Source organism: Streptomyces sp. NBC_00287, assembly GCF_036173105.1.
In the GTDB taxonomy this organism is placed as follows: Bacteria; Actinomycetota; Actinomycetes; order Streptomycetales; family Streptomycetaceae; genus Streptomyces.
Genome location: NZ_CP108053.1, coordinates 7717747 through 7742084, shown reverse-complemented (window position 1 = coordinate 7742084; position 24338 = coordinate 7717747). Strand labels below are relative to the sequence as shown.

The 24338-nt window shown below is 71.5% G+C and carries 24 protein-coding genes and 2 pseudogenes; 14 read left to right on the top strand and 12 right to left on the bottom strand.

Annotation, left to right across the window (positions count from 1 at the left end):
• Window positions 1-99: 99 nt before the first annotated feature.
• The 5 genes from OHT76_RS35145 to OHT76_RS35125 form a co-directional block, all read right to left on the bottom strand.
• On the bottom strand, window positions 100-528 hold the full coding sequence (locus OHT76_RS35145) for an OsmC family protein (protein ID WP_328874892.1): 429 nt from the start codon (window positions 526-528) through the stop codon (window positions 100-102).
• A gap of 64 nt (window positions 529-592) precedes the next feature.
• Complete coding sequence (locus OHT76_RS35140) at window positions 593-2326, bottom strand: vWA domain-containing protein (RefSeq protein ID WP_328876703.1); 1734 nt, start codon at window positions 2324-2326, stop codon at window positions 593-595.
• 53 nt (window positions 2327-2379) lie between these two features.
• Window positions 2380-3441 (bottom strand): ATP-binding protein, encoded by a 1062-nt coding sequence (locus OHT76_RS35135; RefSeq protein ID WP_328874891.1) that lies wholly within the window; start codon window positions 3439-3441, stop codon window positions 2380-2382.
• 80 nt (window positions 3442-3521) lie between these two features.
• Complete coding sequence (locus OHT76_RS35130) at window positions 3522-5588, bottom strand: alkaline phosphatase family protein (protein ID WP_443049873.1); 2067 nt, start codon at window positions 5586-5588, stop codon at window positions 3522-3524.
• Between the two features lie 81 nt (window positions 5589-5669).
• Window positions 5670-6071, bottom strand: a complete 402-nt coding sequence (locus tag OHT76_RS35125; RefSeq protein WP_328874889.1) for a hypothetical protein — start codon at window positions 6069-6071, stop codon at window positions 5670-5672.
• An 84-nt stretch (window positions 6072-6155) separates the two neighbouring features.
• Between OHT76_RS35125 and OHT76_RS35120 the strand changes: the two genes are divergently transcribed.
• Together OHT76_RS35120 and OHT76_RS35115 are read left to right on the top strand one after the other, a co-directional pair.
• Window positions 6156-6929, top strand: a complete 774-nt coding sequence (locus OHT76_RS35120; protein ID WP_328874888.1) for an MBL fold metallo-hydrolase — start codon at window positions 6156-6158, stop codon at window positions 6927-6929.
• The gene (locus OHT76_RS35115) at window positions 6926-7540 is read left to right on the top strand and encodes a DedA family protein (protein ID WP_328874887.1); all 615 of its coding nucleotides are present in this window, start codon (window positions 6926-6928) and stop codon (window positions 7538-7540) included. Before OHT76_RS35120 ends, OHT76_RS35115 begins: the two co-directional genes overlap by 4 nt.
• Here OHT76_RS35115 and OHT76_RS35110 read toward each other — a convergent pair.
• The 4 genes from OHT76_RS35110 to OHT76_RS35095 all read right to left on the bottom strand — a co-directional run bounded on the left by OHT76_RS35110 (window position 7537) and on the right by OHT76_RS35095 (window position 11512).
• Window positions 7537-8574, bottom strand: coding sequence for an MBL fold metallo-hydrolase (locus tag OHT76_RS35110; RefSeq protein ID WP_328874886.1), 1038 nt, complete (start codon window positions 8572-8574; stop codon window positions 7537-7539). The genes OHT76_RS35115 and OHT76_RS35110 overlap by 4 nt on opposite strands.
• Window positions 8571-9818, bottom strand: coding sequence for an aminotransferase class I/II-fold pyridoxal phosphate-dependent enzyme (locus OHT76_RS35105; RefSeq protein ID WP_328874885.1), 1248 nt, complete (start codon window positions 9816-9818; stop codon window positions 8571-8573). Before OHT76_RS35105 ends, OHT76_RS35110 begins: the two co-directional genes overlap by 4 nt.
• A 32-nt stretch (window positions 9819-9850) precedes the next feature.
• Complete coding sequence (locus OHT76_RS35100; RefSeq protein WP_328874884.1) at window positions 9851-10492, bottom strand: hypothetical protein; 642 nt, start codon at window positions 10490-10492, stop codon at window positions 9851-9853.
• A gap of 228 nt (window positions 10493-10720) precedes the next feature.
• Window positions 10721-11512: an RNA polymerase sigma factor SigF gene (locus OHT76_RS35095; protein WP_328874883.1), complete on the bottom strand. Its 792-nt coding sequence runs from the start codon at window positions 11510-11512 to the stop codon at window positions 10721-10723.
• A gap of 241 nt (window positions 11513-11753) precedes the next feature.
• Between OHT76_RS35095 and OHT76_RS35090 the strand changes: the two genes are divergently transcribed.
• The 8 genes and pseudogenes from OHT76_RS35090 to OHT76_RS35060 all read left to right on the top strand — a co-directional run bounded on the left by OHT76_RS35090 (window position 11754) and on the right by OHT76_RS35060 (window position 17853).
• Entirely contained in the window at window positions 11754-13547 is a 1794-nt protein-coding gene (locus tag OHT76_RS35090) for a thiamine pyrophosphate-requiring protein (RefSeq protein WP_328874882.1), read from the top strand.
• 239 nt (window positions 13548-13786) lie between these two features.
• Entirely contained in the window at window positions 13787-14161 is a 375-nt protein-coding gene (locus tag OHT76_RS35085) for a DUF2795 domain-containing protein (protein ID WP_328874881.1), read from the top strand.
• A 15-nt stretch (window positions 14162-14176) separates the two neighbouring features.
• Entirely contained in the window at window positions 14177-14596 is a 420-nt protein-coding gene (locus OHT76_RS35080; RefSeq protein WP_328874880.1) for a CBS domain-containing protein, read from the top strand.
• Between the two features lie 4 nt (window positions 14597-14600).
• Window positions 14601-14780, top strand: coding sequence for a hypothetical protein (locus tag OHT76_RS44205; RefSeq protein ID WP_443049872.1), 180 nt, complete (start codon window positions 14601-14603; stop codon window positions 14778-14780).
• A gap of 11 nt (window positions 14781-14791) precedes the next feature.
• A complete protein-coding gene (locus OHT76_RS35075; RefSeq protein ID WP_443049871.1) occupies window positions 14792-15220 on the top strand; it encodes a hypothetical protein in 429 nt (142 codons plus the stop codon).
• 6 nt (window positions 15221-15226) lie between these two features.
• Window positions 15227-15769 (top strand): type 1 glutamine amidotransferase domain-containing protein, encoded by a 543-nt coding sequence (locus tag OHT76_RS35070; RefSeq protein ID WP_328874879.1) that lies wholly within the window; start codon window positions 15227-15229, stop codon window positions 15767-15769.
• Window positions 15769-16328 (top strand): annotated as a pseudogene (locus tag OHT76_RS35065) (catalase); the annotation flags it as partial. The gene OHT76_RS35070 and the pseudogene OHT76_RS35065, both read left to right, overlap by 1 nt.
• Before the next feature lie 151 nt (window positions 16329-16479).
• Window positions 16480-17853: a catalase gene (locus tag OHT76_RS35060; RefSeq protein ID WP_328874878.1), complete on the top strand. Its 1374-nt coding sequence runs from the start codon at window positions 16480-16482 to the stop codon at window positions 17851-17853.
• A gap of 12 nt (window positions 17854-17865) precedes the next feature.
• On the opposite strand, the pseudogene OHT76_RS35055 reads toward OHT76_RS35060, so the two are convergent.
• Window positions 17866-18185: pseudogene (locus OHT76_RS35055) on the bottom strand (DUF6158 family protein).
• Between the two features lie 28 nt (window positions 18186-18213).
• Here OHT76_RS35055 and OHT76_RS35050 point away from each other — a divergent pair.
• A complete protein-coding gene (locus tag OHT76_RS35050) occupies window positions 18214-19311 on the top strand; it encodes a baeRF2 domain-containing protein (protein WP_328874877.1) in 1098 nt (365 codons plus the stop codon).
• 24 nt (window positions 19312-19335) lie between these two features.
• Here OHT76_RS35050 and OHT76_RS35045 read toward each other — a convergent pair whose 3' ends face one another.
• Window positions 19336-20955 (bottom strand): ABC-F family ATP-binding cassette domain-containing protein, encoded by a 1620-nt coding sequence (locus tag OHT76_RS35045; protein WP_328874876.1) that lies wholly within the window; start codon window positions 20953-20955, stop codon window positions 19336-19338.
• Between the two features lie 42 nt (window positions 20956-20997).
• Window positions 20998-21654: a histidine phosphatase family protein gene (locus tag OHT76_RS35040; RefSeq protein ID WP_328874875.1), complete on the bottom strand. Its 657-nt coding sequence runs from the start codon at window positions 21652-21654 to the stop codon at window positions 20998-21000.
• 61 nt (window positions 21655-21715) lie between these two features.
• Between OHT76_RS35040 and OHT76_RS35035 the strand changes: the two genes are divergently transcribed.
• From OHT76_RS35035 to OHT76_RS35025, 3 genes are all read left to right on the top strand, one after another.
• Window positions 21716-23209, top strand: a complete 1494-nt coding sequence (locus OHT76_RS35035; RefSeq protein WP_328874874.1) for a bifunctional phosphatase PAP2/diacylglycerol kinase family protein — start codon at window positions 21716-21718, stop codon at window positions 23207-23209.
• A gap of 92 nt (window positions 23210-23301) precedes the next feature.
• The gene (locus OHT76_RS35030; RefSeq protein ID WP_328874873.1) at window positions 23302-24123 is read left to right on the top strand and encodes a methyltransferase domain-containing protein; all 822 of its coding nucleotides are present in this window, start codon (window positions 23302-23304) and stop codon (window positions 24121-24123) included.
• Window positions 24124-24166: 43 nt separating this feature from the next.
• Window positions 24167-24337 carry a hydrophobic protein gene (locus tag OHT76_RS35025; protein ID WP_328874872.1) on the top strand — a complete coding sequence of 57 codons (171 nt, stop codon included), beginning with the start codon at window positions 24167-24169 and terminating at the stop codon, window positions 24335-24337.
• Window position 24338 lies beyond the last annotated feature (1 nt).

Sequence of the window (24338 nt, the reverse complement as noted above, 5' to 3'; positions counted from 1 at the left end):
ACAGTCCTTCCGACTCATCGGCGTCCATGTCATACCCCGAACCGACGTCGCGCAGGCCGCCCGGGGTGGGCGGCCTGCGCGACGTGCTGTTCTCGCGGCTCAGGCGAGCTTGGCGGTGAGGGTGATCGGGACGGCCTTGAGGGCCTGGCTGACCGGGCAGTTGGCCTTGGCGTCCTCGGCGGCGGCGAGGAAGTCCTCCTCGCTGATGCCGGGCACCGTGCCCTCGACGGTGAGGTGGATACCGGTGATGCCCTCACCCGGCTGGAAGGTCACATCCGCGGAGGTGACCAGCTTGGTGGGCGGGGTGCCGTTCTTGTCCAGGCCGTTGGAGAAGGCCATGCAGTAGCAGCTGGAGTGCGCGGCCGCGATCAGCTCCTCCGGGCTGGTCTTGCCGTTCGCCGCCTCGGCCCGCGACGGCCACGACACCGGCTGCGCGGCGATGGCGCCGGAGGAGTCGAAGGTGACGACGCCGTTGCCCTGGAACAGGTTGCCTTCCCACACGGTGTGTGCGGAGCGCGTGGTTGCCACGATGATTCCCTTCGGTGAGGTCCCGTGTTCGGGGTCCGTGGGCACCATCCGATCACATTCCGGCTCAGCTCACCCGGAAGACCGGCCCGCGTGCGGTGAACGGCAGCCGGGCCCCCTGCGGAATCAGATAGGCGTGCTCGCGCCGCACCCGCAGGACATCGCACCAGCCGTCCGTGATGACCAGGATCGGCGCGCCGGGCGGGAAGTCGTCCGCGCGGTGCAGCAGATCGATGCCCGGCTGGAGCACGGTGCCGCCCCGGCCGTGCACCCGTACCTTCCCCGCGATCTCGGTGACCGGCACATAGCCCGCGTCGTGCGGGGCCGCGTCGCAGAACACCACCCGCGCGGCGGGGACGTCCCGGGCCTCGGCGTAGGAGGCGATGGCGCCGAGCGCCTTGCCGAGCAGGATCCGGTTCATGGAGCCGGAGGTGTCCAGGACCACGCCGAAGGTGCAGCGCGCGATCTCCTCCGGCGGGAAGTACCGCCCCGCGCGCGGGATGTCGGGCGTGGAGGCCTGGCGGCGCGCCGGGCGCGCATACGTCCGTACCGGCTCCGGACGGGGCACGAACTCGTCGAACCAGCGGGCCAGTTGCGCGTCCCAGGGCACCGGCGGATGGCTGAGCGAGCGGATCTCCTCGACCAGTCCGCCGGGCAGGAAGCCGCGTTCCTGCCGCTGGTGCAGGTCGAGGCCCTGGTACAGGCCGCGCCGGTAGAACTCGTCGAGGTCGACGAAGTCGCCCGGCGGGCACAGCGGGCCGCCGAGGATGTCGCCGACGCCCTTGCCGCGCAGGGTGGCCAGTCGGCGCATCCGGCGCAGATCGCCGGCGAGACGGTCGTAGACCTCCTCGGCGGACAGACCCGCGAGCTGGGCGTCGTACAACAGCCCCTCGGGCATGGTGCCTACGTCCATCTCCTTCAGCCAGCCGTTGATGACGTAGTCGCAGGCGACGTTGAAGAGGTAGGGGTCGCGGGTGCCGCAACGGTCGCTGTGGCGCAGGGCGGCGTGCAGCATCTCGTGGGCGAGGATGAACCGCCACTCCTCGTCCTCGAAGGAGGAGAGCGGGTTGATGTAGATCTCGCCCGCCTCGGCGTTCACCGCGGCGACGGAGATGCCGTGGGCGCGGGCGAGTTCGGCGTCGGCGATCAGCTTGATGCCGGCCGCGATCCCGGCGAGCAGCGGGTAGGAGGAGATGAACCAGCTCAGGGCGTGCTGCCAGGGGCGCTGCCGGACCGGTTCGTCGGCCAGGAAGGCGCGGCGGCCGCCCGCCATGTCCATCGCCGCGGACACGGTCCGGGTCAGCGCGGTGGCGAAGGCCAGCTGGTGGTCCGGGGGCTGCCCGTACCAGCCGCGCCACTCCACGAGCAGCAGGTCGGCCTCGTCGCCCGCGGTGCCGCAGCGCTCGTACACGGGCGGGATGCCGTCGCGGCGCCAGCGCGCGGCGAGCTGCTCCTCGTCGCCGTCGGGGTAGGCGGTGGGGAGGTCCTCCGGGGTCTTGCCGATGGTGAAGCCGAGCAGGAAGCGGTTGACGACGACGCAGCGGGCGGCGAGGTCACAGGCGTCGGGCTGCACGCGCTCGCCCTTGGCCGCGGGAACATGGCCGAAGCCGAGGTGGAGGATCGCGTGGGCGAGGGCCCAGGCCCAGGCGGCGGGGTCGGCCACGCGGTCGGGGTGGACGTGCAGAGTGGCGGAGGAGGTGACGCGCACGAGTCCTTCGCGCGGGGCCAGTGCGCAGTCCTCGTGGCGGCAGACATCGAACTCGACGGCCGCAAGGGCCGGGTTGGCCTTCACCAGCCGCATCCCCTCGGCGAAGGCCTCCGCCGCGAGGTCCCGCTTCTTGGGCCGGTTACGGCTCACCGGCGCGCCTCCACCAGACGCGGCATGTCCCGCGCCGCCTCGACGAGGAACCACGAGGGCAGTACGGGATTGCCGTCGGCGTCGGAGGCGATGACGGTCTGGGCGACCTCGACGGAGATCTCCGCGAGCTGCACGAGCAGCGACTTGGCCCGGTAGGCGGTCTGACGGCCGCTCGCCGACATGTGCTCCTTGCTGACGGGCAGTTCCTTGATCAGCCGGCCGCGGAAGGAGTCGGCGAGGTAGTAGAGCAGATCGCGGTCCTCGAGCCGGTTCGGCCAGCGGGCGTCGCCCTTGATGATCGCCTCGATGCCGAACTGACTGCGGACGATCTTGACGTAGCCGCAGAACGCGGTCGCGTGGGCGGGCGTCAGCGTGCCGTGCGCGAGGACCTTCAGCGTCTCCTCGTCCAGGCCGTGCCCGAAGGAGTGCAGCGCGTCGGAGAGCATGTGCCAGGAGCGGGGCGTGGAGAACGGCTCCTCGGTCTTGGGCGGCTTGGACCACAGGTGGTCCGGGCGGTCGGTGAGGTGGTCCACCACCCACGGGTGGACGCCGTTGTTCCCGGCCCAGACCAGCCAGTCCTTGGGCGAGGCCTCCAGATGCACATGCGTGAGGCGGTTGACGAGCGCGGAGGCGATCGGGCGGGCGAGCGCGTTGTCGGTGGCGCGGTTGCCGGCCCCGATGACGATGGACCCCTTGGGCAGCTCGTAGTTGCCGATACGGCGGTCCAGGATCAGCGAGTAGAACGCCTTCTGCACATCCGGGGTGGCCGCGTTCAGCTCGTCCAGGAACAGACAGTACGGCTCGTCACGGGCGATCGTCTCCGGCGGACAGAACACCGACCGCCCGTCCCGGATCTGCGGTACGCCGATCAGGTCCTCGGGCGCCAGCTGGGTGCCGAGCAGGCTCACGCATTCAAGGCCCAGCGATTCGGCGAAGTCCCGCACCAGGGAGGACTTTCCGATGCCGGGGGCACCCCAGACGAACACGGGCCGCACGGTGGCGAGACCGAGGAGAAGTTCCGGAAGACGGGCAGGGGTGACGGTGACAGCAGCCTGCAAAGCAGGGGCTCCTCAAGGATGTTCGAGCGATTTCGACTGCGAACAGTGTGTGCGTACGACCGTTTTGACGCACCCGATTTTCAGGCCGCCCGCTCCTCGGCCTCCGTCTGCACCGGCACCTGCGGCCCGCCCGACTCCTCCAGCCAGCGGCGCAGCACACGGCAGATCTGCTCGGCGCCGACCAGGTCCGCCCCGTCCTCCACCGGCGCGGACAGGGCGAGGGGCGAGAGCAGGAAGGGTTTGCCCTGGGCGCCGCCGAGGCCGCCGTGCGAGCCGATCTGCTCCTCGAAGGCGAGGACTTCGCCGTCGGCGGGGTCGTACATGGAGTTGACCATGATGTCGGCGGTGTGCGGGAAGGAGTGCGTGCGCCGTACGGCGTCCGCGGCGCCGGGTCCGAAGGGGGCGAGCGGGCCCAGTTCCTGGTCGAGCCGGTCGAGCGGGATCTCGGTGCCGAACGGGCCGAGTACGACCCCGCCGTGCCGCTCGCTGCGGACCAGCAGGAAGCCGATGCCGGGGTGGTTGGCGAGCGTGGTCAGCAGTGCGGGGTGGCGGGCGTCGATCTCCTCCTTGGTCATCCGGTGGGAGACGTCCGGGAAGGAGATCAGGCCCAGATTGCCGGAGGCCAGCACGATCGGCTCCGAGCGGCGGGTGGGGCGGTGCTTCTCGCCGCGCTCCTCGACGGGTATGCGCAGCGCGGCGCGCACGGCCGCGCGGGCCTCGGCACCGCTGTGGGTGCGCCGGGCCCTGCGCGGCACGGGCAGCCCGCTGCCGGCCCGCACCAGGTCGCCGAGGGTGAGGCCGTAACGGGAGCGGAAGGTCTCGCCGGGGCTCTGCCCGTGGTCGGAGAGCACCACGATCCGGTACGGCCGCGGGGCGTGCTCGGCGACGTTCTCGATGAGTTCCAGCGCCCGGTCGAGGCGTTCGAGGACCTTCTCCGTGTCCCGGCTCACCGGGCCCGAGTGGTGGGCCACCTCGTCGTAGGCGACGAGGTCGGCGTAGACGGCGGTGCGTCCGGCGAGCATGTCGCCCATCACCGCGGCGACGACGACGTCCCGTTCGACGACGGTCGCGAAGGCCCGTACGAAGGGGTAGAGACCGCCGCGCGAGACCCGCGGGCGGGCCTTGCGCAGCCGGGCCCGGGTGGACTGGCCGATCTCCCGGCCGACCTCGGCGATGAACGACAGCGCGGTGCGCACCGCGTTGGCCGGGTCGGAGAAGTAGGCGAAGTAGCCCGCGCGGGAGCGGTTCTCGCGGCTGCGGCGCTTGGTGGTGATGGACAGTACGAGGGCCTGTTCCTCGGCGCCGCCGCTGAACAGGTTACCGCGGCTGGCGCCGTCCACGGTGAGCAGTCCGCCGTCGCCGGACGCCCTGACGGCACGGCGCTGGAGTTCGGCGGCGCTGGTGGGGCGGTTGCAGACCATCACCTCCCGGCTGTCCTTCTCGTACCAGCGGAACGCCGGGACGTCGTGGTTGCTGCCGTGCAGGATGCCGAGCTGGCTGGCGCCGGTCTGGCTCGACCAGTCGGTGCGCCAGGCCGTGAGCCGGTGGGTGGGGCGATCGCCGCCGGTCCAACGGGCGAGCGTCGGCATCAGTCCCTTGCCGACGGCGTCCCGCAACACGTCGTGCCCGACCCCGTCGAGCTGCAGGAAGACGGTGCCCGGAGTGGACGGACACGGCGGCCCGGTGCCACGCCGACGGTCGGCCAGGCGGTACAGCCGACGACGGTAGGCGTCGTCGTCGCGTACGGCGAGGGCGGCGCCGGTGGCGGAGGCGACCGCGGACATCACGGCGGCGACCACCACGGCGGTCTCCCAGGCGGCGCCGCCGCGCTCGGCGGGGTTCAGCCGCAGGGCGACCAGCAGGAGGGCGCCGTTGAGGAAGAAGACCAGCAGACCGAGGACGAGCGCGGGCACGAGCAGCAGCAGCCGGACCAGGAGTGGCCAGACGAGGGCCGACAGCACACCGAAGGCACCGGCGCCGAACGCGGCGGTGACGGCGATCCGGGTGGCGCTGTCCCCGTCCGCGGACTGCAGCTGGAAGTCCGGCAGGATCCCGGCGAGCAGCAGCATGGTGAGCGTCGACACCGCCCACACCGCGACGCTGCGCCCGACCTGACTGGCAACCCGCCGCCAACGCCGCCCAAGCACGCCCCGCACACCTCACGTCCCGACCCGACAGTCAGGCGGGCCTGTCTCCACCTTGTCATATGGACGTGCGGGAACCCGGGCCTAGCGGCCGTCGTACCCCGCCGTCGGCAGCGACAGTCTCCGGTGCACCCGGGCCTTCATCTGGGAGTCGTACCGGGGCTCCTCGCAGCCCACCGTCTCCACCCGCACCCCGCGTCGCGCGCACTCCGCGGTGAACTCCTCGGCGGAGGACAGGGCGCTCTCCAGCACCCGTCGGCTCGGCACCACGAACAGGTCGACGCCGGGCCGCACGCCGTCCCACAGCACGCAGTGGTCGGGCCGCAGCTTACGGACCAGCAGCTCCCGGCTGACCGTGTACCCCTGCTCCGCCGCCCACCGCGCGCAGATCGCGTGCTGGCTGCGGGAGTCCACCAGAAAGGGATCGGCGTCCAGTTCCTCGAGCGGCGTCAGACTCGCGATCGCCGTGACCCGCACCGGTCCCATGGCGTCCCCCTCACCTCCGGGTTTCAGGCGCCGAGACTACTCCTGCCCGTAGGCTTCGGGGAGTCGCGCGAAGGAGGCAAAGAGGTGCCCGTGGAGATCACCTGGTGGGGTCACGCCACCTGCACGGTCGCCGACTCGGACGTACGCGTGCTCACCGACCCCCTGTTCGCACGCCGGCTCGCGCATCTGCGCCGGCGCCGGGGCGCGCTCCCCCCGCCCGGCGCCTGGCAGGCGGACCTCGCGCTGGTCTCTCATCTGCACGCCGACCACCTGCACGTTCCCTCCCTGGCGCGCCTCACCGAGGGCACGCGCCTGCTCGTGCCCCGGGGCGCGCCCCGAGCCGTGCCGGGGCTGCGCCGGCTCACCCATCTACGGGTCACCGAGGTGGAGCCCGGCGACATGACGGAGGTGGGCGCTCTGCGGGTACGCGCCGTTCCCGCCCGCCACGACGGCCGACGTCTGCCCGTCGGACGCCATCACTCCCCCGCCCTCGGCTATGTCATCGAGGGCGAGGCCCGCACCTACTTCGCCGGGGACACCGGCCTGTTCGACGAGATGGCGGAGGCAGTCGGGCCGGTGGACGTGGCGCTGCTGCCGGTGGGCGGCTGGGGGCCGTATCTCGGCGAGGGCCACCTGGACGCGAGGCGTGCGGCGGAGGCCCTGGCCAGGCTGGCGCCGCGCAGCGCGGTGCCCGTGCACTACGGCACGTACTGGCCCATCGGCATGGACGCCGTCCGCCCCCACGAGTTCCACGCGCCGGGCGAGGAGTTCGTACGGCTCGCCGCCGAGCGTGCGCCGGACGTCGGCGTGCACCGGCTCGGGCACGGCGAGAGCGTACGGCTGGGGGTGGCCGCGTGAGCTGGCTCGCCGCCGCGTCGTCGACGGTGTCGACCGAGTCCACGCAGCAGGCGATCGGCTATCCGACGTTGTTCGTGCTGGTGCTGCTCGGGGCGCTGGTTCCGGTCGTGCCGACGGGGGCGTTGGTGAGTACGGCTGCGGTGGTGGCGTTTCATCAGACGGCGCCGTTCGCGCTGGCGATGGTCTTCGTCACGGCGTCGCTGGCCGCGTTTCTGGGCGATGTGACGCTGTACTGGCTCGGGCGGCGTGGGATGGGGTCGAAGAACGGGTCGCGGTGGCTGGAGGCGATCCGGTCGCGGGCACCGGAGGAGCGGCTGGCACAGGCCCAGCAAAAGCTCGCGGATCACGGGGTGGCGGTGCTGGTGCTGTCCCGGTTGATGCCGGCGGGGCGGCTTCCGGTGATGCTGGCGTGTCTCGTCGCGAAGTGGCCGATGCGGAGGTTTGCGCGGGGGAACCTGCCGGCGTGCCTTGCGTGGGCTGTTACGTATCAGTTGATCGGGATTCTCGGGGGGTCGTTGTTTCCGGAGCCGTGGGAGGGGGTTGTGGCGGCGGTGGCGTTGACGTTGGTCATCAGCGTGACACCCGGTGTGTGGCGACGCATTCGCGCTTAGGAACATCCCAGAATCCGTGAGCCTCCAATCGGCAGGTCCCACAAGTCCTCGCGCTCCAAGCCCGCCACCTCCCACGCCGCCCGCACCCTGCGCAGCGGCTCCAGTACCGGCTCCGCCGACAGGATGAACGTCCCCCAGTGCATGGGGGCCATCCTTCGCGCGCCCAAGTCCTGTGTGGCCCTTACCGCTTCCTCCGGGTCGCAGTGGACGTCGCTCAGCCACCAGCGGGGGTCGTAGGCGCCGATCGGCATCAGGGCGAGGTCGATTCCGGGGTAGCGGCGGCCGATGCGGGCGAACCAGTGGCCGTAGCCCGTGTCGCCCGCGAAATAGACGCGTTGGCCGTCGGGGGCCGTGAGGACCCAGCCACCCCACAGGCTGCGGCAGGTGTCGGTGAGGCTGCGCTTGGACCAGTGGTGGGCGGGGACGAAGTCGAAACGGACGCCGTGCAGTTCGGACGCTTCCCACCAGTCCAGCTCGGTGACGGTGGTGAAGCGGCGGCGGAGGAACCAGCGGGCGAGTCCGGCCGGAGCGAACACCGGGGTGTCGCGCGGGAGTCGGGCCAGGGTGGGGGCGTCGAGATGGTCGTAGTGGTTGTGGCTGATGACGACCGCGTCCACGGGCGGGAGCGTGTCCCAGTCGATGCCGACCGGGGTGATACGGGCCGGGGTGCCGATGATGCGACGGGACCAGACCGGGTCGGTGAGGACGGTGAGTCCGCCGATCCGGACGACCCAACTGGCGTGTCCCGCCCAGGAGACAGCGACCGTGCGGGCGTCGACGCGGGGCACCGGGGCGGGTTCGAAGGGCAGCAGGGGGATGTCGGCGAGGCCCTCACGGCCTGGCCGCACGGCGCCCTCGCGGGCGAACCGGGCCATGGCCTTCAGGCCGGGCAGCGGGGCGGTCAACCGGTCGTGGAAGGTACGCGGCCACACCCGCCGCTCGCCCGGCGGGCGGGGTTCGGCGAGCGGCGGAAAGGGGGAGGTGGCCCCGGAGCTGTGGACTTCCCTCGTGGTCGACTCGGACTGCTGCGTCATCGAGGAGACTCCCATCGCTGAGCGTCGTCGCGGAGATCGTCGAAGACCGACTTCACATGGATCAACGCGCGGTGCACATGTGGCAGTTCCAACGGCGCGGGTGAATCGAGGCATTCCGCGCGTTCCTCGTCCGTGCCACCCAGCAGATCCCCGGTGGACAGCCGCACGCGCGGTGCGCCGAGGTCGTCGCCGAAGCGGTGGCCGCCGGGCGCGGGCATGCCGAGCCGGGTGGTGAGGAATTCCTCCAGATCCTGGGCGTCCCCGACGCCGTGCGCGCCGAGCGCGGTGCGCAGGGGGCCCAGGTCGACGTAGAGATGGCGGCCGGCCTGCGGCGGGCGGGCCACGGCTCCCGCGTCGACGACGGTCGCGTGCAGGGCGGCGGCCACACGCGCGTGCAGGCGTACGGCGGCCACCCGGCGGGCGGTGACCGGCTCGGGTTCGGTGAGGGCGTACCCGGCCGCGGCGGCGACGGGGGCCGCGACCCGGGCGCCGAGCGCGGTGAGTACGTCGAGTACGCGCGCGTGGAGGCCCGCTCCGACGTCGCCCGGGGGGAACCGGGCGATCGCGGCCGGCCAGCCGGGCGGCAACAGGGCGCCGGCCAGGTCGGTGACGACGGTGACCCGTTCCGGCAGCATCTCGGCGGGGCTGAGCAGCACGGAGTCGTGCGGGGCGTGCCGGGTGTCCCGCCAGGTCTCGTCGCTGACCAGATGCAGGCCCTCGCCCGCGGCCGCCTCGACGGTCTCGTGCAGCACCTCGGGCGGCGCCACGGTGGCGGTGGGATCGTCGGCGACCGACAGCACCACCAGCCGCGGATCACCGCCCTCGGCGCGGACCCGGCGCACGGTCTCCAGCAGGGCGTACGGATCGGGCACCCCGCCGCACTCGGCCGGGGTGGCGACATGGAAGACGGGTCTTCCCAACAGACGTGCGTACGGCGCCCACCAGGCCGCGCAGGGCCGGGGCACCAGGACGTCGCCGCCGAGCGCGGCGGTCAGCGCGAGCAACAGGGCGGGGGCGCCGGGGGCGGCGACGACACGGTCGGGCACGGCGGGCAGTCCACGCCGGTCCCAGTGACCGCAGGCGGCGTCGAGCAGGGCCCCTCCCCCGCCGACGGGTTCGCTCTCGGCGCGGGCGGCGGCAGCGGCGAGCACGGCGGACAGTTCGGGCAGCACGGGCAGCCCGTCCCCGGGCAGCGGTGGCCCGTACCGGACGGGGCCATGGCTCTCGGGAAACCTCCGCGCCACCCTGACTCCCTCCTGGTACGTACGGTACGAGATCAGCTGCCGGCCGCTGATCCCTTGCGCCGCAGCCGGTACACGGCACCGCCGAGCGCCCCCGCGATGAAGACCCCGCCGGCGACCAGTGCGGGCACGGAATCGGTGAAGGTACCTCCCTCACCGGCCTGTACACCCTTCTGGACGACCGCGGGCGGGCAGGACTCCCGGTGCTCCTCGGTCATGCACGGCCGCGGGTTGGTGCCACTCCCCTTGGCGACGGTGAAGGTCGCACTCCACTGCTTGCCCTGGCCACCGGGCGCGGCCGGACAGGTCCCGTCGACGGTCCACGCGGTGTCGGGCCCCACGGGTTCGACCCCGCCCTCGAGCTCAGCGGCGGACGCGATCCGAGCGGTACCCCGGTAGGCGGGCCCGGCGCCCCCCTTGTCGTGCCCGCCGTCGTGCCCGCCGACCTGTTGCAGGGCGACGGTGCCCTCTTCGAAGGCCTGCGAGGTGGCATCCAGGGTGGCGGGCGCGGTCCCACCGGTGGGATCACAGGTAACCGAGACGGTGACGGTCCCACCCGGATGAGTACTACTGGGACTGACCTCCGCGGCCGGCTCCGCAAAGGCCGACGAGGCGGCAAACCCCAGGAGGACACCCCCCAGGGCAAGAGCGGACAGGACACGGACGCGACGGCGCATGGCGCGGGCTCCTTAGCCGGACGACTACGGGACACGCAGCCATCACAGCCCGCCGAAGGCCACGCCGCGCGCGCCCGGACCCCATTAGCGGGAAAGAGGCCGCCCATGCGGGTGACAGGGGGAACTCCTGGACTCGGGAAGGGAAACGCCGGTCAGGGGCGCGGGGAACTGCGCGACCAGCCACGACGGCGCAGCAGCCACAAGATCACCCGCACCCCAACGGCGCCCTTACGCCACGTCCCGCAGCACCTGTTCCCGAACCCGCCCGCAACACCGACTGATCAGCCGAGACACATGCATCTGCGAGATCCCCAACTGCTCGGCGATCCGACTCTGCGTCATGTCCCCGAAGAACCGCATATAGAGAATCGCCCGCTCCCGCTCAGGCAGCGCAGCGAGCCGCGGCTTCACGGCCTCCCGGTCCACCACCGTGTCCAGCGCCGGATCCGCGGACCCCAGCGCGTCGCTCAAGGAGTACCCGTCCTCACTGCCGGGCAGCTCCGCGTCCAGGGACAGCGCCGTGAAACTCTCCAGCGCCTCAAGACCGACCTGGACGTCTGCCTCACTCATGTCGGCGTGTTCGGCGATCTCCGCGACGGTGGGCCTGCGCCCTGACACGGTCTGGAGATCCTGTACGGAAAAACGCACTCGGTTCCGCAGATCCTGCACCCGACGCGGCACATGCAGCGTCCACATGTGGTCCCGGAAGTGCCGCTTGATCTCGCCGGTGATGGTCGGCACGGCGTAGCTCTCGAACGCGTTGCCGCGCTCGGGGTCGTACCGGTCGACGGCCTTGACCAGGCCGAGGGCCGCTACCTGACGGAGGTCCTCGAAACTCTCGCCGCGGCTGCGGAACCGTCCCGCGAGCCGGTCCGCCATCGGCAGCCAGGCCTCGACGATCTCCTCGCGGAGGGTGTCGCGCTGTGGGCCGGCCGGCAGCGTGTGGAGCTTGCGGAACGCCTCCGCTGTGTCGGGGGCGTCATCGTGCGGGTGGTGCTTCGCGCTCACTCGTGTGGGCATGTGCGATGCAACTCCCTTGGTTGTGCTCTGGGTTGGACGGTCACCGTGGGAGCGCGCGTGGAACCGGACGGAACGCAGCCGTGTCGACGGTTCGCCGCTCCCACGGACGTGCCTCCTGTCCGAAGCACTGAGGATTCGCCTGCCCCTGACCCCGGGGCGCAAACACCGGCTCAGGTTTTCGGCGGGCGCGCAGGGTGACTCGTAGTGCTGCTGCCCATCCATCTCGTCCGGGAGGTCCGGCATGAGCACCAAGGTCTCCGATCATGTACTGCAGCGGCTGCGCGAGTGGGGGGTCGAGCATGTCTTCGGCTATCCCGGCGACGGCATCAACGGCCTGCTCGCGGCCTGGGGCCGGGCGGAGAACCGGCCGCGTTTCATCCAGTCCCGGCACGAGGAGATGTCGGCGTTCCAGGCCGTCGGATACGCCAAGTTCAGCGGCCGTGTCGGCGTGTGCGCGGCGACCTCGGGGCCGGGCGCGATCCATGTCCTGAACGGTCTGTACGACGCCAAGCTGGACCATGTCCCGGTGCTGGCGATCGTCGGTCAGACGCATCGGACGGCGATGGGCGGCTCGTACCAGCAGGAAGTCGATCTGCACACCCTGTTCAAGGACGTGGCCTCGGATTTCGTGGAGACGGTGACGGTCCCCGAGCAGCTGCCGAACGTGCTGGACCGAGCGATCCGCACCGCGTATGCCCGCCGCTGCCCGACCGCGATCATCATCCCGGGCGATGTGCAGGAGCTGGACTACACGCCGCCCACACACGAGTTCAAGATGGTGCCGTCCAGCCTGGACCGCAGTTCCTGGACGGCGATTCCCTCGCAGGAGTCGATCGAACGGGCCGCGGAGATCCTCAACTCCGGTGACAAGGTGGCGATCCTGGTCGGTCAGGGCGCCGCGGGGGCGCGGGCCGAGGTGGAGCGGATGGCCGAGGTGCTCGGCGCGGGGGTCGCCAAGGCGCTGCTCGGCAAGGACGTCCTCAGCGATGAACTGCCGTATGTCACGGGCGCGATCGGCCTGCTGGGCACGCGTCCCTCGTACGAGCTGATGCGGGACTGCGACACGCTGCTGACGATCGGATCGTCCTTCCCGTACACGCAGTTCCTGCCGGACTTCGGCTCGGCGCGCGGTGTGCAGATCGACCTCGATCCGCACATGGTCGGGATGCGGTATCCGTACGAGGTGAATCTCGTCGGCGACGCGCGGGCGACCCTCGAGCGCCTGATCCCGATGATCGACCCCGAGCGGGGTCGCGAGTGGTACGACACCGTGTGCGACAACGTGATGCGCTGGCGGGACGTGATGGAGCGGCGGGCGAATCTGTCGGCCGATCCGATCAATCCGGAGTACGTCGCCCATGTCCTGAGCCCGCTGCTGCCCGACAACGCCATCATCAGCTCGGACTCTGGCTCGGCGGCGAACTGGTACGCCCGGCATCTGACGATGCGGCCCGGCATGCGCGCCTCGCTCTCCGGGACGCTCGCCACGATGGGCTGCGGAGTGCCGTACGCCATCGGCGCGAAGTTCGCGCATCCGGACCGGCCGGCGATCGCGCTGGTCGGGGACGGGGCGATGCAGATGAACGGGATGGCGGAGCTGATCACGGCGGCGAAGTACCGCGATCAGTGGGAGGATCCGCGGCTGGTGGTCGGGGTCTGGAACAACCACGATCTCAATCAGGTCACCTGGGAGATGCGGGCCATGGAGGGCGCCCCGTCCTTCCTGCCCTCGCAGGAGATCCCGGATGTGCAGTACGCCGCCTTCGCCCGCTCGCTGGGCCTGACCGGAGTCCGGGTGGAGAAGCCGGAGGACGTGGAGGCGGGCTGGCGGGCAGGACTGGAGGCGGACGGGCCCGCGGTGATCGAGTTCCTCACTGACCCGGCGGTCCCGCCGGTCCCGCCGCACGCCACCTGGGAGCAGATGGAGGCCACGGCCGCCTCGATCCTCAAGGGCGACGCGGACCGCGGCTCCATGATCAAGCAGGGCTTCAAGGCGAAGATGCAGGAGTTCCTGCCGGGGCGTGAGAAGAAGTAGCTTCGCTCGGCTCCTTGGGGAGCACGAGCTCCTCGTAGCGGCCCAGAGCCAGCAGTACGCCGAGCATGAGCAACGGAATGATCACCGCGAGCAAAACCATGGCCTGTCCTTCCCCGGATGAGCAGCGCGGGGGGTGCGGACCGGGTCTCCCTCCGCACGCAGGGCAAACCCCGCCGGGGCTGTGTCGGCGGCCGGTCTTCGGGTACGCGGTGCCCACCCCCGAAGATCTGGAGGGAGTCATGCAGCGAGGCAGCGACCGGCTGAACGTCCACCGCGACGACGAGATGAAACACGAACTCCAGGGCCTGCTCAGGTCCGGGCATCCGACTCGGATCGAGGAGTGGCACGATCCCGAGCCGAGCGCCGACGACGACCTGCAGGTCGCGGGTGGTCCGGTGGCACCCGGCGGCGGTACGGCCTCCCTGGCGGCGGTGCGCCAGGCGCTGGCCAGGTATCTCAACCGCAGCATGTTCCCGGCGGGCCCGCGCGAGCTGGCGGGCGCCATGCGCCGCGGATACGCGCCCGACGCCCTGGTGGAGCCGCTGGAGCGGCTGCCCCGCTCGGCGCGCTACGCCACGGTCCAGGAGCTCGCCGAAGCCCTCACCCGCCGCTAGCCAGAGAGGACCGTGATGGCTGATTTCGTGCGGGATGTGATGACCGCGGGCGTGGTCGCCGTCCGCCCGGACGCCTCCCTGGTGGAGGCGGCGCAGCTGATGCGCGCGCAGGACATCGGCGATGTGCTGGTGGCCGACGGCCAGCGGGTCGTCGGCGTGCTCACCGACCGTGACATCGCGGTGCGCGCGGTCGCGGAGGGCGTCGACCCGCTGACGGTCAGCGCCGACTCGGTGTGCACGCACGATCCGGTGATGGTCGCCCCACAGGACCCGGTGCCGGCCGCCGTGGCCCTGATGCGGCAGCACGCCGTACGCCGACTGCCGGTCGTCGAGAACGGCCTGCCGGTCGGCATGCTGAGCCTCGGCGATCTGGCCGAGGCCCAGGACCCGGACTCGACGCTGGCCGACATCAGCCGTGCCGCGCCGGCCGGGTGACCGCATGGGGCGGGACCAGGCCGCGGAGATCAACGCCACCGGCGTCACCGTCGACGTCGGCGAAGTGACCGTCCGCTATCTGCTGTACGGACTGCTGCCGAGCTGGTTTCTGCCCGGTCTGGCCGACTGGGCGATGCCCGGCGCACCCGTATCGAGGAGACGTCCGGCACCAAGGAATCCCTGATCCACTCCCTGATGATGGCCGAGGTCGGCGTGCCCATCGCGCTGACCCTGCGCTACGAGGTCAACCCGATGCTGCTCGCGGTGCAGCTCGGCAGCACCGCGGCCCATGAGGCGACCGCGCTGTGGGATGTGCGCACGGCCGAGGACAGCGGCCGTGAGGTCAAGCCGATCGAGCAGCACATCCACAGCTTTCTGGAGTCGCTGCCGTTCGGGGCGCTGGCCTCGCTGATGTGTCTGCACGCCGACCAGGTCACGTCGCTGCTGCGCGGCGGCCGGGGCGATCCGGACGCCTGGCGTCTGGTGCCGCGCCGGCGCCCGCTGTCCCCCGCGTACATCGCGGGCCTCACGGCCGCGATCGGCACCTGTGTGCTGCTGCCGTACGGCGAGGAGCTGGTGCGGTGCCGGCGGGCCGCGCGACGCACAAGGAAGAAAGGAAGCTGAACCATCATGCGCATCGCATTTCTCACCGCGCCCCAGGGCGTCGAGCAGATCGAGCTCATCGACCCCTGGCGGGCGGCGGTGGACGCCGGTCACGAACCCGTGCTGGTGTCGACGAAGCCGGGGAAGATCCAGGCGTTCCACCACCTCGACAAGGCGGACACCTTCCCGGTGCAGGAGGTCGTCGGCGAGACCTCCGCCGACTCCTATGGCGGACTCGTCCTGCCCGGCGGCGTGGCCAACCCGGACTTCCTGCGGATGGACGACAAGGCCGTCTCGTTCGTCGCCGCCTTCTTCGAGCAGGGACGTCCGGTCGCCGCGATCTGTCACGCGCCGTGGACGCTGGTGGAGGCGGACGTGGTGCGGGGCCGGGTGCTCACCTCGTGGCCGAGCCTGCGCACCGACATCCGCAACGCCGGCGGCACCTGGGTCGACGAGCAGGTGAAGGTGTGCGACCACGGGCCCAACAAGCTGATCACCAGCCGGAAACCGGGTGATCTGAAGGTGTTCTGCGAGACCTTCCTGGATGTGTTCGCGAAGGAGGCCGGCTGATGGCGGACCGCAAGCAGGAACAGCGCGACAGGTTCCGGGCGGACGACCCGACGGGCGGGCCGCTCACCACCGACCAGGGCGTGACGGTCGACCACACCGACGACTCGCTGGCGGCCGGTGAGCGCGGGCCGACCCTGATGGAGGCCCCAAAAGACAATTAAAAGGGGCCACTTCCGGGAGAAGCTCACCCGCTTCGACCACGAGCGGATCCCGGAGCGGGTGGTGCACGCGCGGGGCGCGGGCGCGTACGGCTATTTCGAACCGCACGAATCCTGCGCGGAGTTCACCCGCGCCGCCTTTCTCCAGGATCCGTCCGTGAGGACCCCGGTGTTCGTGCGGTTCTCGACCGTGCAGGGGCCCCGCGGATCGGCGGACACCGTACGTGATGTGCGCGGCTTCGCCACCAAGTTCTATACCTCGGAAGGCAATTACGACCTCGTCGGGAACAACTTCCCGGTGTTCTTCATCCAGGACGGCATCAAGTTCCCGGACTTCGTGCACGCGGTGAAGCCCGAGCCGGACAACGAGATCCCGACCGGGGCTTCCGCACAGCTTTGGGGCAGCGTGCACACCTTCCGGTTCTTGAACCCTCCCCCAGCTGCAGCAGAGGGATTCCTGGCTCAGGAAGCCCCGCAGGTCAGCGACCTGAGAGGTCTTACTCCCTCAACACCAGCCGGGACGGAACCTGCCCGGTTTGACGTTGTACGCGCTTGGTTCTCGCGACGCACGATGCACAGCTTACCCGTTCTCATCTGTCGGACGCGATCGAAGCGGGCGAGTACCCGGAGTGGGAGCTGGGCGTCCAACTCGTGCCGGAGGAGGACGAGTTCGCCTTCGACTTCGATCTGCTGGACGCCACGAAGATCATCCCGGAGGAGCAGGTGCCGGTGCGGCCGATCGGCCGGATGGTGCTGGACCGCAATCCGGAGAACTTCTTCGCCGAGACAGAGCAGGTCGCCTTCCACACGGCCAATGTCGTCCCCGGTATCGACTTCACCAACGATCCGCTGCTCCAGGCCCGTAACTTCTCTTATCTGGACACGCAGTTGATCAGGCTCGGCGGGCCGAACTTCGCGCAGCTGCCGGTGAACCGGCCGGTGGCCCCCGTCCACACCAACCAGCGCGACGGCTACGGCCAGAGCGCGATCCACGGGGGCACGAACTACTTCCCCAACTCCCTCGGCGGCGGCTGCCCCGCTCACGCGGGCGTCGACGGCACCGCCTTCACCCTCCCCCACGCTCGAACAGACTCGCGCGGGGGCACCCCCTTCGCCGAGCGCGTGGACGGCGCGAAGATCCGCCGGCGCAGCCCGAGTTTCCAGGACCACTACAGCCAGCCCGCGCTGTTCTGGCACAGCATGGCGGACTGGGAGCGGCAGCACATCGTCGCGGCCTTCCGGTTCGAGCTCGGCAAGGTGGGGACGATGGCGGTGCGCACCCGGACGGTGGAGCAACTGGCCAAGGTGAACGGCGAGTTGGCGTCCGAGGTGGCGCGCGGGGTCGGTGTTCCGGAGCCGTCCGGGGCCGCGGAGGCCACCAACAAGGTGCTCTCCCCCGCGCTGAGCCTGGAGTCACTGCGCGGCGACGGTGCCGTGCGCACCCGGCGGATCGCGGCGCTCGTCGGCGACGGTGTGGACGCCGAGCAACTGACGTCGGTGCGCGAGAGTCTGGCCGCCGAGGGTGCGGTCGTCGAGGCGCTGGCGCCCACCGACGGCACCGTCGCGGGTGCGGACGGCGAGCGGGTCTCCGTGGACCGGGCGCTGCCGACCATGGCGTCGGTGCTGTACGACGCGGTGCTGCTGCCCGGGGGCCCGGCGAGCGGGACCGATCCGGACGTCCTGCGCTTCGTGCGGGACGCCTACCGGCACGGCAAGCCGGTCGGCGCGCTCGGCTCGGGCGTGGGGATCCTGTCGGCGCTGGAGCCGGAGGGCCTCGATGTCTCCACCGAGTTCCACCGGGTGGTCGACGACCAGGGCGTGGTGACGGACACCTCGCCGGGTGCGGCGAGCGAGGAGTTCTGCCGGGCCTTCGTGACGGCGGTGGCGGCACATCGGCACTGGGACCGGCCACCGCTGCGCCACTGACGGGGGCTGGGATCAGGTGCCCGGGGTCGCGGCTTCGCCGGAGCCGCGTTCCCGGGCGCCTTCGCGGGTGCGGCCCGCGGCCACCGGGCGGCGTGGGTTGCGGCGGAGGTACTCGCCCTCCAGCTGGGCCATGCGTTCGTTGTGGGCCCGCAGTGCGTCGTTCGAGCCGTACAGCAGCGCGTCGTGGCGCGTGCGGTGGATGGTCTCCAGCTCCTTCATGAGCTGCTGGTCGTCCAGCCGGCTGGGGTCGACTCCGGTCATCATCGTGTACCCCGCTCGTCGTGTCCGTCTCGTGTCCGTGTCCGCGGTCCGGGTACCCGCCCTGTGAGCACTACCCCCGAGCGACATCCGGGAGGGACCATGGATCTCGCCTTTCTGCATCCACTCTACGAACATCCGGGGCCATGGGCCTCCGTGTACGTCGACACCTCCCGCCACACGGAGGACACCCCGCACGAGCGGCACCTGACGGCACAGGCACTCTCCCGCGAGCTCGCGGAGCAGGGCGCGGACGAGGCGACCTGCCGGGCTGTACGGCATGCGCTGGAGGAGCTGGAGCACTCCTCGGAGCCGCACGGCCGGGCCCTGTTCGCGCGGGTCGGTGAGGTCGTACTGGATCCGCCGCTCGCCCGGTCCCCGCTGCGGGACAGCGCCGACTGGGCTCCGCTGCCGCACACCGCGCCGCTGCTGGAGCTGGCCGGGGAGGATCCCGTGTGCGTGGTGGCGTACGTCGACCGCAGGGGCGCCCACTTCGTGCTGCGCACCGCGCTGGGGCGCCAGGACGCCGGTGGGGTCACCGGGCGGCAGTGGCCGGTGCACCGGACGAGTACGGCCGACTGGTCGGAGCGGCACTTCCAGCTGAAGGTGGAGAACACCTGGGAGCACAACGCGGCCGAGATCGCCGACGCGCTCACCGTCTGCCAGGAGGAGACCCAGGCCGACCTGCTGATTCTGGTCGGGGAGGACCGGGAGCGGCGGGCCGTGCACGAACGGCTGCCGCGGCGGCTGCACGATCTGGTGGCCGAGGCGCCGCACGGCGGTGAGAGCAGGCTGCTGGACGAGGACGTGGAATCCATCCGTGAGGAGCATGTACGGCAGCGTGCTCAGCGGGAGCTTTCGCGGTTCCTGGCGGCTCGGGAGCCGGGGGAGGGTGGCCGGGCCAGGGCCGTGGAGGGGGTACCGGCGCTGGTCGAGGCGGCGCGGGAGCATCGGATCGACGAGTTGCTGATCCGGCTGGATGCGCCGGATGCGCATCGGGAGGTGTGGATCGGGGAGGATCCGGACCAGGTGGCGGTGCGGCGTACGGATCTGAAGGTTCTCGGGGAGCAGCGGTCGTGGGCTGCGCGGGCGGATGATGCGTTGATGCGGTGCGCGGTGGCTACAGGGGCGGGGGCCGTGTCCGTGGGGTCGCAGGAGGCTCCGGCGGGTGGGCTGGGGGCGCTGCTGCGGTGGCAGTAGGGAGCTACGGGTCCCCCGGACCCGCTAGCGTGCCCGTTCCACCCTGCGCTCGTCCCACACCGGCTCCGCGGTCTCCCGTACTCGGCCGTCGCTGCCGAAGACCAGATAGCGGTCGAACGTGCGGGCGAACCAGCGGTCGTGGGTGACTGCCAGGACCGTTCCCTCGAAGGCCTCCAATCCCTCCTGGAGGGCTTCCGCCGATTCCAGGTCCAGGTTGTCCGTCGGCTCGTCCAGGAGGAGGGCCGTTGCGCCTTCCAGTTCCAGGAGGAGGATCTGGAAGCGGGCCTGCTGGCCGCCCGAGAGGCGGTCGAAGGTCTGTTCGGCCTGTTGGGTCAGTTCGTAGCGGCGCAGGCGGGACATCGCCGCGCCGCGGTCCTGGGCGTGTTCCTTCCACAGGATGTCCAGCAGGGTGCGGGCCGCCAGTTCCGGGTGGGCGTGGGTCTGGGCGAAGTGGCCCGGTACGACCCGCGCGCCCAGCTTCCACGCGCCCGTGTGCGCCACCTCCTCCCCGGCCAGCAGCCTCAGGAAGTGCGACTTCCCCGAGCCGTTCGAGCCGAGGACCGCCACTCGCTCGCCGTAGAAGACCTCCAGGTCGAACGGCTTCATCAGGCCTGTCAGCTCCAGGCCCGCGCAGGTGACCGCGCGGATACCCGTCCGGCCGCCCTTCAGGCGCATCTTGATGTCCTGCTCGCGCGGCGGCTCCGGCGGGGGTCCCGCCTCCTCGAACTTGCGCAGCCGGGTCTGGGCGGCCTGGTAACGGGAGGCCAGCTCATGGCTGATGGTGGCGGCCTGCCGCAGATTCAGCACCAGCTTCTTCAGCTGGGCGTGTTTCTCGTCCCAGCGCCTGCGCAACTCCTCGAAGCGGGCGAAGCGTTCCCGCCGCGCCTCGTGGTACGTGGCGAAGCCGCCGCCGTGGATCCATGCGTCCGCGCCCGTCGGCGAGGGCTCGACCGAGACGATCTTCTCCGCGGCGCGGGCCAGGAGTTCACGGTCGTGGGAGACGAAGAGGACCGTCTTACGGGTCTCCTTCAGGCGCTCCTCCAGCCAGCGCTTTCCCGGCACGTCCAGGTAGTTGTCCGGCTCGTCGAGCAGCAGCACCTCGTCGGTGCCGCGCAGCAGCGCCTCCAGCACCAGCCGCTTCTGCTCACCGCCGGACAGCGTCCGCACCTGCCGGAACTGCGCCTTCTCGTACGGCACGCCCAGCGCGGCCATGGTGCACATGTCCCACAGCGTCTCCGACTCGTACCCGCGCACCTCGGCCCAGTCGGCGAGCGCCTGCGCGTACTTCAGCTGGGCCGCCTCGTCGTCGACCGTCATGATCCCGTGCTCGGCGGCGTCGACCGCCTGCGCGGCCTCCTGGATGCGCGGCGGCGCGACCGACACCAGCAGATCTCTTACGGTCGTCTCGTCCCGTACGGACCCGACGAACTGGCGCATCACTCCGAGCCCGCCACTGACCGTGACCGATCCGCCGTGCGGTTTCAGCTCACCGGAGATCAGCCGCAGCAGGGTCGTCTTGCCCGCGCCGTTCGGGCCGACCAGGGCCGTCACGGACCCTTCGCCCACCCGGAAGGACACATCGCCGAGCAGCGGCCTCCCGTCGGGGAGGTAGTACTCCAGGTGCGCGGCTTCCAGATGTCCCATGAGGTGGCATTCTGCGGGTCGGCCGGGGAAAGCGGCAAACCGTTATTCGGCTTCGTCCAGCGGCTCGCCCGTCGGGCCGCCCTCGCCCGCCGGCGCCACGCTCGCGCCCGCCCACGACAGCGCCTTGAAGCCGTCGGACGGCGAGCCCTCCAGGACCACCACACCGGTGTTGTCCAGCCGGTGCGCGGCGGCGAAGGCGATGTCCACGTTGTCCGCGCGGGCCGCCGTCCAGGTACGGATGGCCGCGCCGTGGCTGACCATCGCGACCGTGCCGACGCCGCTCTTCGCGGCCTCCGCTATCACCGCGTCGTACCGGCCGAGGAACTCCGCGCCGCTCTCGCCCCCGGGCATCCGCAGCTCGTGGTCACCGGCCGCCCAGGAGAACGCCGTACGCATGTACAGCTCGCCCTTCTCCGTGTCGCCGGGCAGCATCTCCAGGTCCCCGGCGGTGATCTCCCTGATGCCGTCCCGCACGATCACGTCGAGTCCGCGCGCCGCGGCCAGCGGGGCGGCGGTGAGCTGGGTGCGCAGGAGGGTGGAGACGTACAGGGCCTCGATGTCCTCGCCGGTGAGCGCCTCGGGGAGCGCGGCCGCCTGGGCCTCGCCGAGTTCGGTCAGACCTGGTCCCGGGACGGCGGTGTCCAGCAGGTAGTCGACGTTGGTGGGGGTCTGGCCGTGGCGGACGAGGAGCAGGCGCATCAAGGGCCCTCCGGGGACGGGACCGGACAAGAAACAGCCACTTCAGGGTACCCGTGACCCTATGAGCCCTGATGTGGACCTCACTCTGCCGAAGCCGGGCCGCCATCTGCTGCGGGACCGGCTCCTCGCTCTCGACTTCCGACTCTTCGAGTTCGCCGCCGAGCAGCACTGGCCCGGCGCCGAGCGCGTGCTGCCCCGGCTGACCCGGAGCGCGAACCACGGCGTGCTGTGGTTCGCGGCGGGCGCCTTCATGACGGTGACCCGTACCCCGCGGGCCCGCCGGGCGGCCGTCCGCGGCCTCGCCTCGCTCAGCCTCGCCTCACTGACGATCAACACGCTCGGCAAGCGCTCGGTGCGCCGGCCCCGGCCGGTCCTGGACCCCGTACCGCTGGTGCGGCAGCTGAAGCGGCAGCCGATCACCACCTCGTTCCCGTCCGGTCACTCCGCGTCGGCGGCCGCGTTCGCGACCGGAGTCGCGCTGGAGTCGCCCGCCTGGGGGGCCGCGGTGGCGCCGGTCGCCTGGTCGGTGGCGCTGTCCCGGGTCTACACCGGCGTCCACTTCCCGAGCGATGTACTGGCGGGTGCGCTCCTCGGCGCGGGCGCCGCGTTCGCCGTACGGGGCCTGGTGCCGACCCGCGCCCAGCTCCGCCCGCCGGCCCGGCCGCGCGCCGAGGTCCCGGTGCTGACCGAGGGCGAGGGTCTGGTCCTGGTGGCGAACACCGCCTCGGGCACCGCCGACCGGGTCCGCACGCTGCTGGACGTACTGCCGCAGGCCGAGGTAGTGGAGTGCGAACCCCGGGAGGTGCGGGCGGAGTTGGAGAAGGCGGCGGCCCGCGCGCGGGTGCTCGGGGTGTGCGGCGGGGACGGCACGGTGAACACCGGCGCCGAGGTCGCCCTGCGGCACGGGCTGCCGCTCGCGGTCCTGCCCGGCGGCACGCTCAACCACTTCGCCTACGACCTGGGCGTGGAGGACGTACGCGATCTGACCCGGGCGCTGGTGCGCGGGCATGCCGTGCGGGTGGACGTGGGCCAGTTCCGCTGCGGTGTGCGGCGGGGCGTCTTCCTCAACACGTGCAGCATGGGCATGTATCCGGAGCTGGTGCGGGAGCGGGACCGCTGGTCGCACCGGATCGGCGCCTGGCCGGCCGGCGTGCTCGCCTCCCTGCGCGTCCTGCGCACCGACGGGCATCCGCTGGAGGCGAGGCTGGGCACCTCCACCCGGCCGCTCTGGCTGCTGTTCGCCGGGAACGGCACCTACCACCGGATGGGCCTGACCCCCGGCCGCCGGGTCGACCTCGCCGACGGCGTCCTGGACGTACGGGTCGTGCACGGCGGCCGCCGCCCCGCGGTCCGGCTGCTGGCGGCCGCCGTCGCGGGCCCGCTGACCCGCTCCCCCGCCCATGCGGCGGTCCAGGTCGGCCGACTGCGCCTGACCGGCGTCGCCCCGCACTCGCTGCTCGCCTACGACGGCGAAGTCACCGAGGTGGAGGACGAGGTGACGCTGGAGAAGCTGCCGGAGGCGCTGACCGTCTACCGGCCACTGCCCGGGCACTGACCCCCCGTCAGTCCAGAATGTAAAACACGGGTCTCATTATTCGACATGCGGGCGTACGGTGGCGCCACCACGACGAGACGAGGGGGAACACCATGTCGAAGCCGCGTGAGACCGCCGTATACACGCATGGACACCATGAGTCGGTGCTGCGCTCGCACACCTGGCGCACCGCCGCCAACTCCGCGGCCTACCTGCTGGATTCGCTCGAGCCGCACATGAGGATCCTGGACATCGGCTGCGGGCCCGGCACCATCACCGCCGATCTGGCGGCGCTGGTGCCGGACGGCCATGTCACCGGAGTCGACCACGCGCCGGGCATCCTGGAGCAGGCCCGCGCCACGGCCGCCGTACGGGGCCTGGGCAACGTGGACTTCGCGGTCGCCGACGTGCACGCGCTGGACTTCCCGGACGACACCTTCTGCGTGGTCCACGCCCACCAGGTGCTCCAGCACGTCGGCGACCCGGTGCGGGCGCTGCGCGAGATGAGGCGGGTGACGAAGCCGGGCGGGTTCATCGCGGTCCGCGACTCGGACTACGCGGCCATGACCTGGTACCCGGCGTCCCGGGGAATGGACGACTGGCTGGACCTGTACCGGCGGGTGGCCCGCGCCAACGGCGGTGAGCCGGACGCCGGGCGGCGGCTGAAGTCCTGGGCGCTCCAGGCGGGCCTGACCGACATCACGGCCACCTCGGCCACCTGGACCTTCGCCTCCGCCGAGGAGCGGGCCTGGTGGAGCGGGCTGTGGGCGGACCGCACCCTGGCCTCGGCGTACGCGGAGCGGGCCGTCGAGGGCGGTCACGCCTCCGAGGAGCAACTGCGTGCGGTGGCGGACGCGTGGCGGGAGTGGGGCGCGCGGGAGGACGGCTGGTTCAGCGTGCTGCACGGGGAAATCCTGTGCCGTAAGGACGGCTGAAATCCGGATTTCTGGTAACCCGGCCGAAAGGAGGTCTCACACTATGGTTCCTATTCTGCTGGTACTGCTTTTGGCGCTGATTCTCTTCGGTGCCGGATTCGCGTTGGATTTGCTCTGGTGGATCGCGGTGATAGTTCTCGTGCTGTGGCTGCTGGGATTCCTGGTGCGCGGCACGACGGCCGCCGGGGGCAGGGGCCGCTGGTACAGGTGGTGAG

What these genes read in the sequence shown, in the direction of transcription:
- OHT76_RS35140 (WP_328876703.1), bottom strand. Translation starts at nt 2,326, where the DNA reads ATGCGGCTGGTGAAGGCCAACCCGGCCCTTGCGGCCGTCGAGTTCGAT.
- OHT76_RS35125 (WP_328874889.1), bottom strand. Translation starts at nt 6,071, where the DNA reads ATGGGACCGGTGCGGGTCACGGCGATCGCGAGTCTGACGCCGCTCGAG.
- OHT76_RS35110 (WP_328874886.1), bottom strand. Translation starts at nt 8,574, where the DNA reads ATGACGCAGCAGTCCGAGTCGACCACGAGGGAAGTCCACAGCTCCGGG.
- OHT76_RS35100 (WP_328874884.1), bottom strand. Translation starts at nt 10,492, where the DNA reads ATGCGCCGTCGCGTCCGTGTCCTGTCCGCTCTTGCCCTGGGGGGTGTC.
- OHT76_RS35095 (WP_328874883.1), bottom strand. Translation starts at nt 11,512, where the DNA reads ATGCCCACACGAGTGAGCGCGAAGCACCACCCGCACGATGACGCCCCC.
- OHT76_RS35090 (WP_328874882.1), top strand. Translation starts at nt 11,754, where the DNA reads ATGAGCACCAAGGTCTCCGATCATGTACTGCAGCGGCTGCGCGAGTGG.
- OHT76_RS35085 (WP_328874881.1), top strand. Translation starts at nt 13,787, where the DNA reads ATGCAGCGAGGCAGCGACCGGCTGAACGTCCACCGCGACGACGAGATG.
- OHT76_RS35080 (WP_328874880.1), top strand. Translation starts at nt 14,177, where the DNA reads ATGGCTGATTTCGTGCGGGATGTGATGACCGCGGGCGTGGTCGCCGTC.
- OHT76_RS44205 (WP_443049872.1), top strand. Translation starts at nt 14,601, where the DNA reads ATGGGGCGGGACCAGGCCGCGGAGATCAACGCCACCGGCGTCACCGTC.
- OHT76_RS35075 (WP_443049871.1), top strand. Translation starts at nt 14,792, where the DNA reads ATGATGGCCGAGGTCGGCGTGCCCATCGCGCTGACCCTGCGCTACGAG.
- OHT76_RS35070 (WP_328874879.1), top strand. Translation starts at nt 15,227, where the DNA reads ATGCGCATCGCATTTCTCACCGCGCCCCAGGGCGTCGAGCAGATCGAG.
- OHT76_RS35050 (WP_328874877.1), top strand. Translation starts at nt 18,214, where the DNA reads ATGGATCTCGCCTTTCTGCATCCACTCTACGAACATCCGGGGCCATGG.
- OHT76_RS35045 (WP_328874876.1), bottom strand. Translation starts at nt 20,955, where the DNA reads ATGGGACATCTGGAAGCCGCGCACCTGGAGTACTACCTCCCCGACGGG.
- OHT76_RS35040 (WP_328874875.1), bottom strand. Translation starts at nt 21,654, where the DNA reads ATGCGCCTGCTCCTCGTCCGCCACGGCCAGACCCCCACCAACGTCGAC.
- OHT76_RS35035 (WP_328874874.1), top strand. Translation starts at nt 21,716, where the DNA reads ATGAGCCCTGATGTGGACCTCACTCTGCCGAAGCCGGGCCGCCATCTG.
- OHT76_RS35030 (WP_328874873.1), top strand. Translation starts at nt 23,302, where the DNA reads ATGTCGAAGCCGCGTGAGACCGCCGTATACACGCATGGACACCATGAG.
- OHT76_RS35025 (WP_328874872.1), top strand. Translation starts at nt 24,167, where the DNA reads ATGGTTCCTATTCTGCTGGTACTGCTTTTGGCGCTGATTCTCTTCGGT.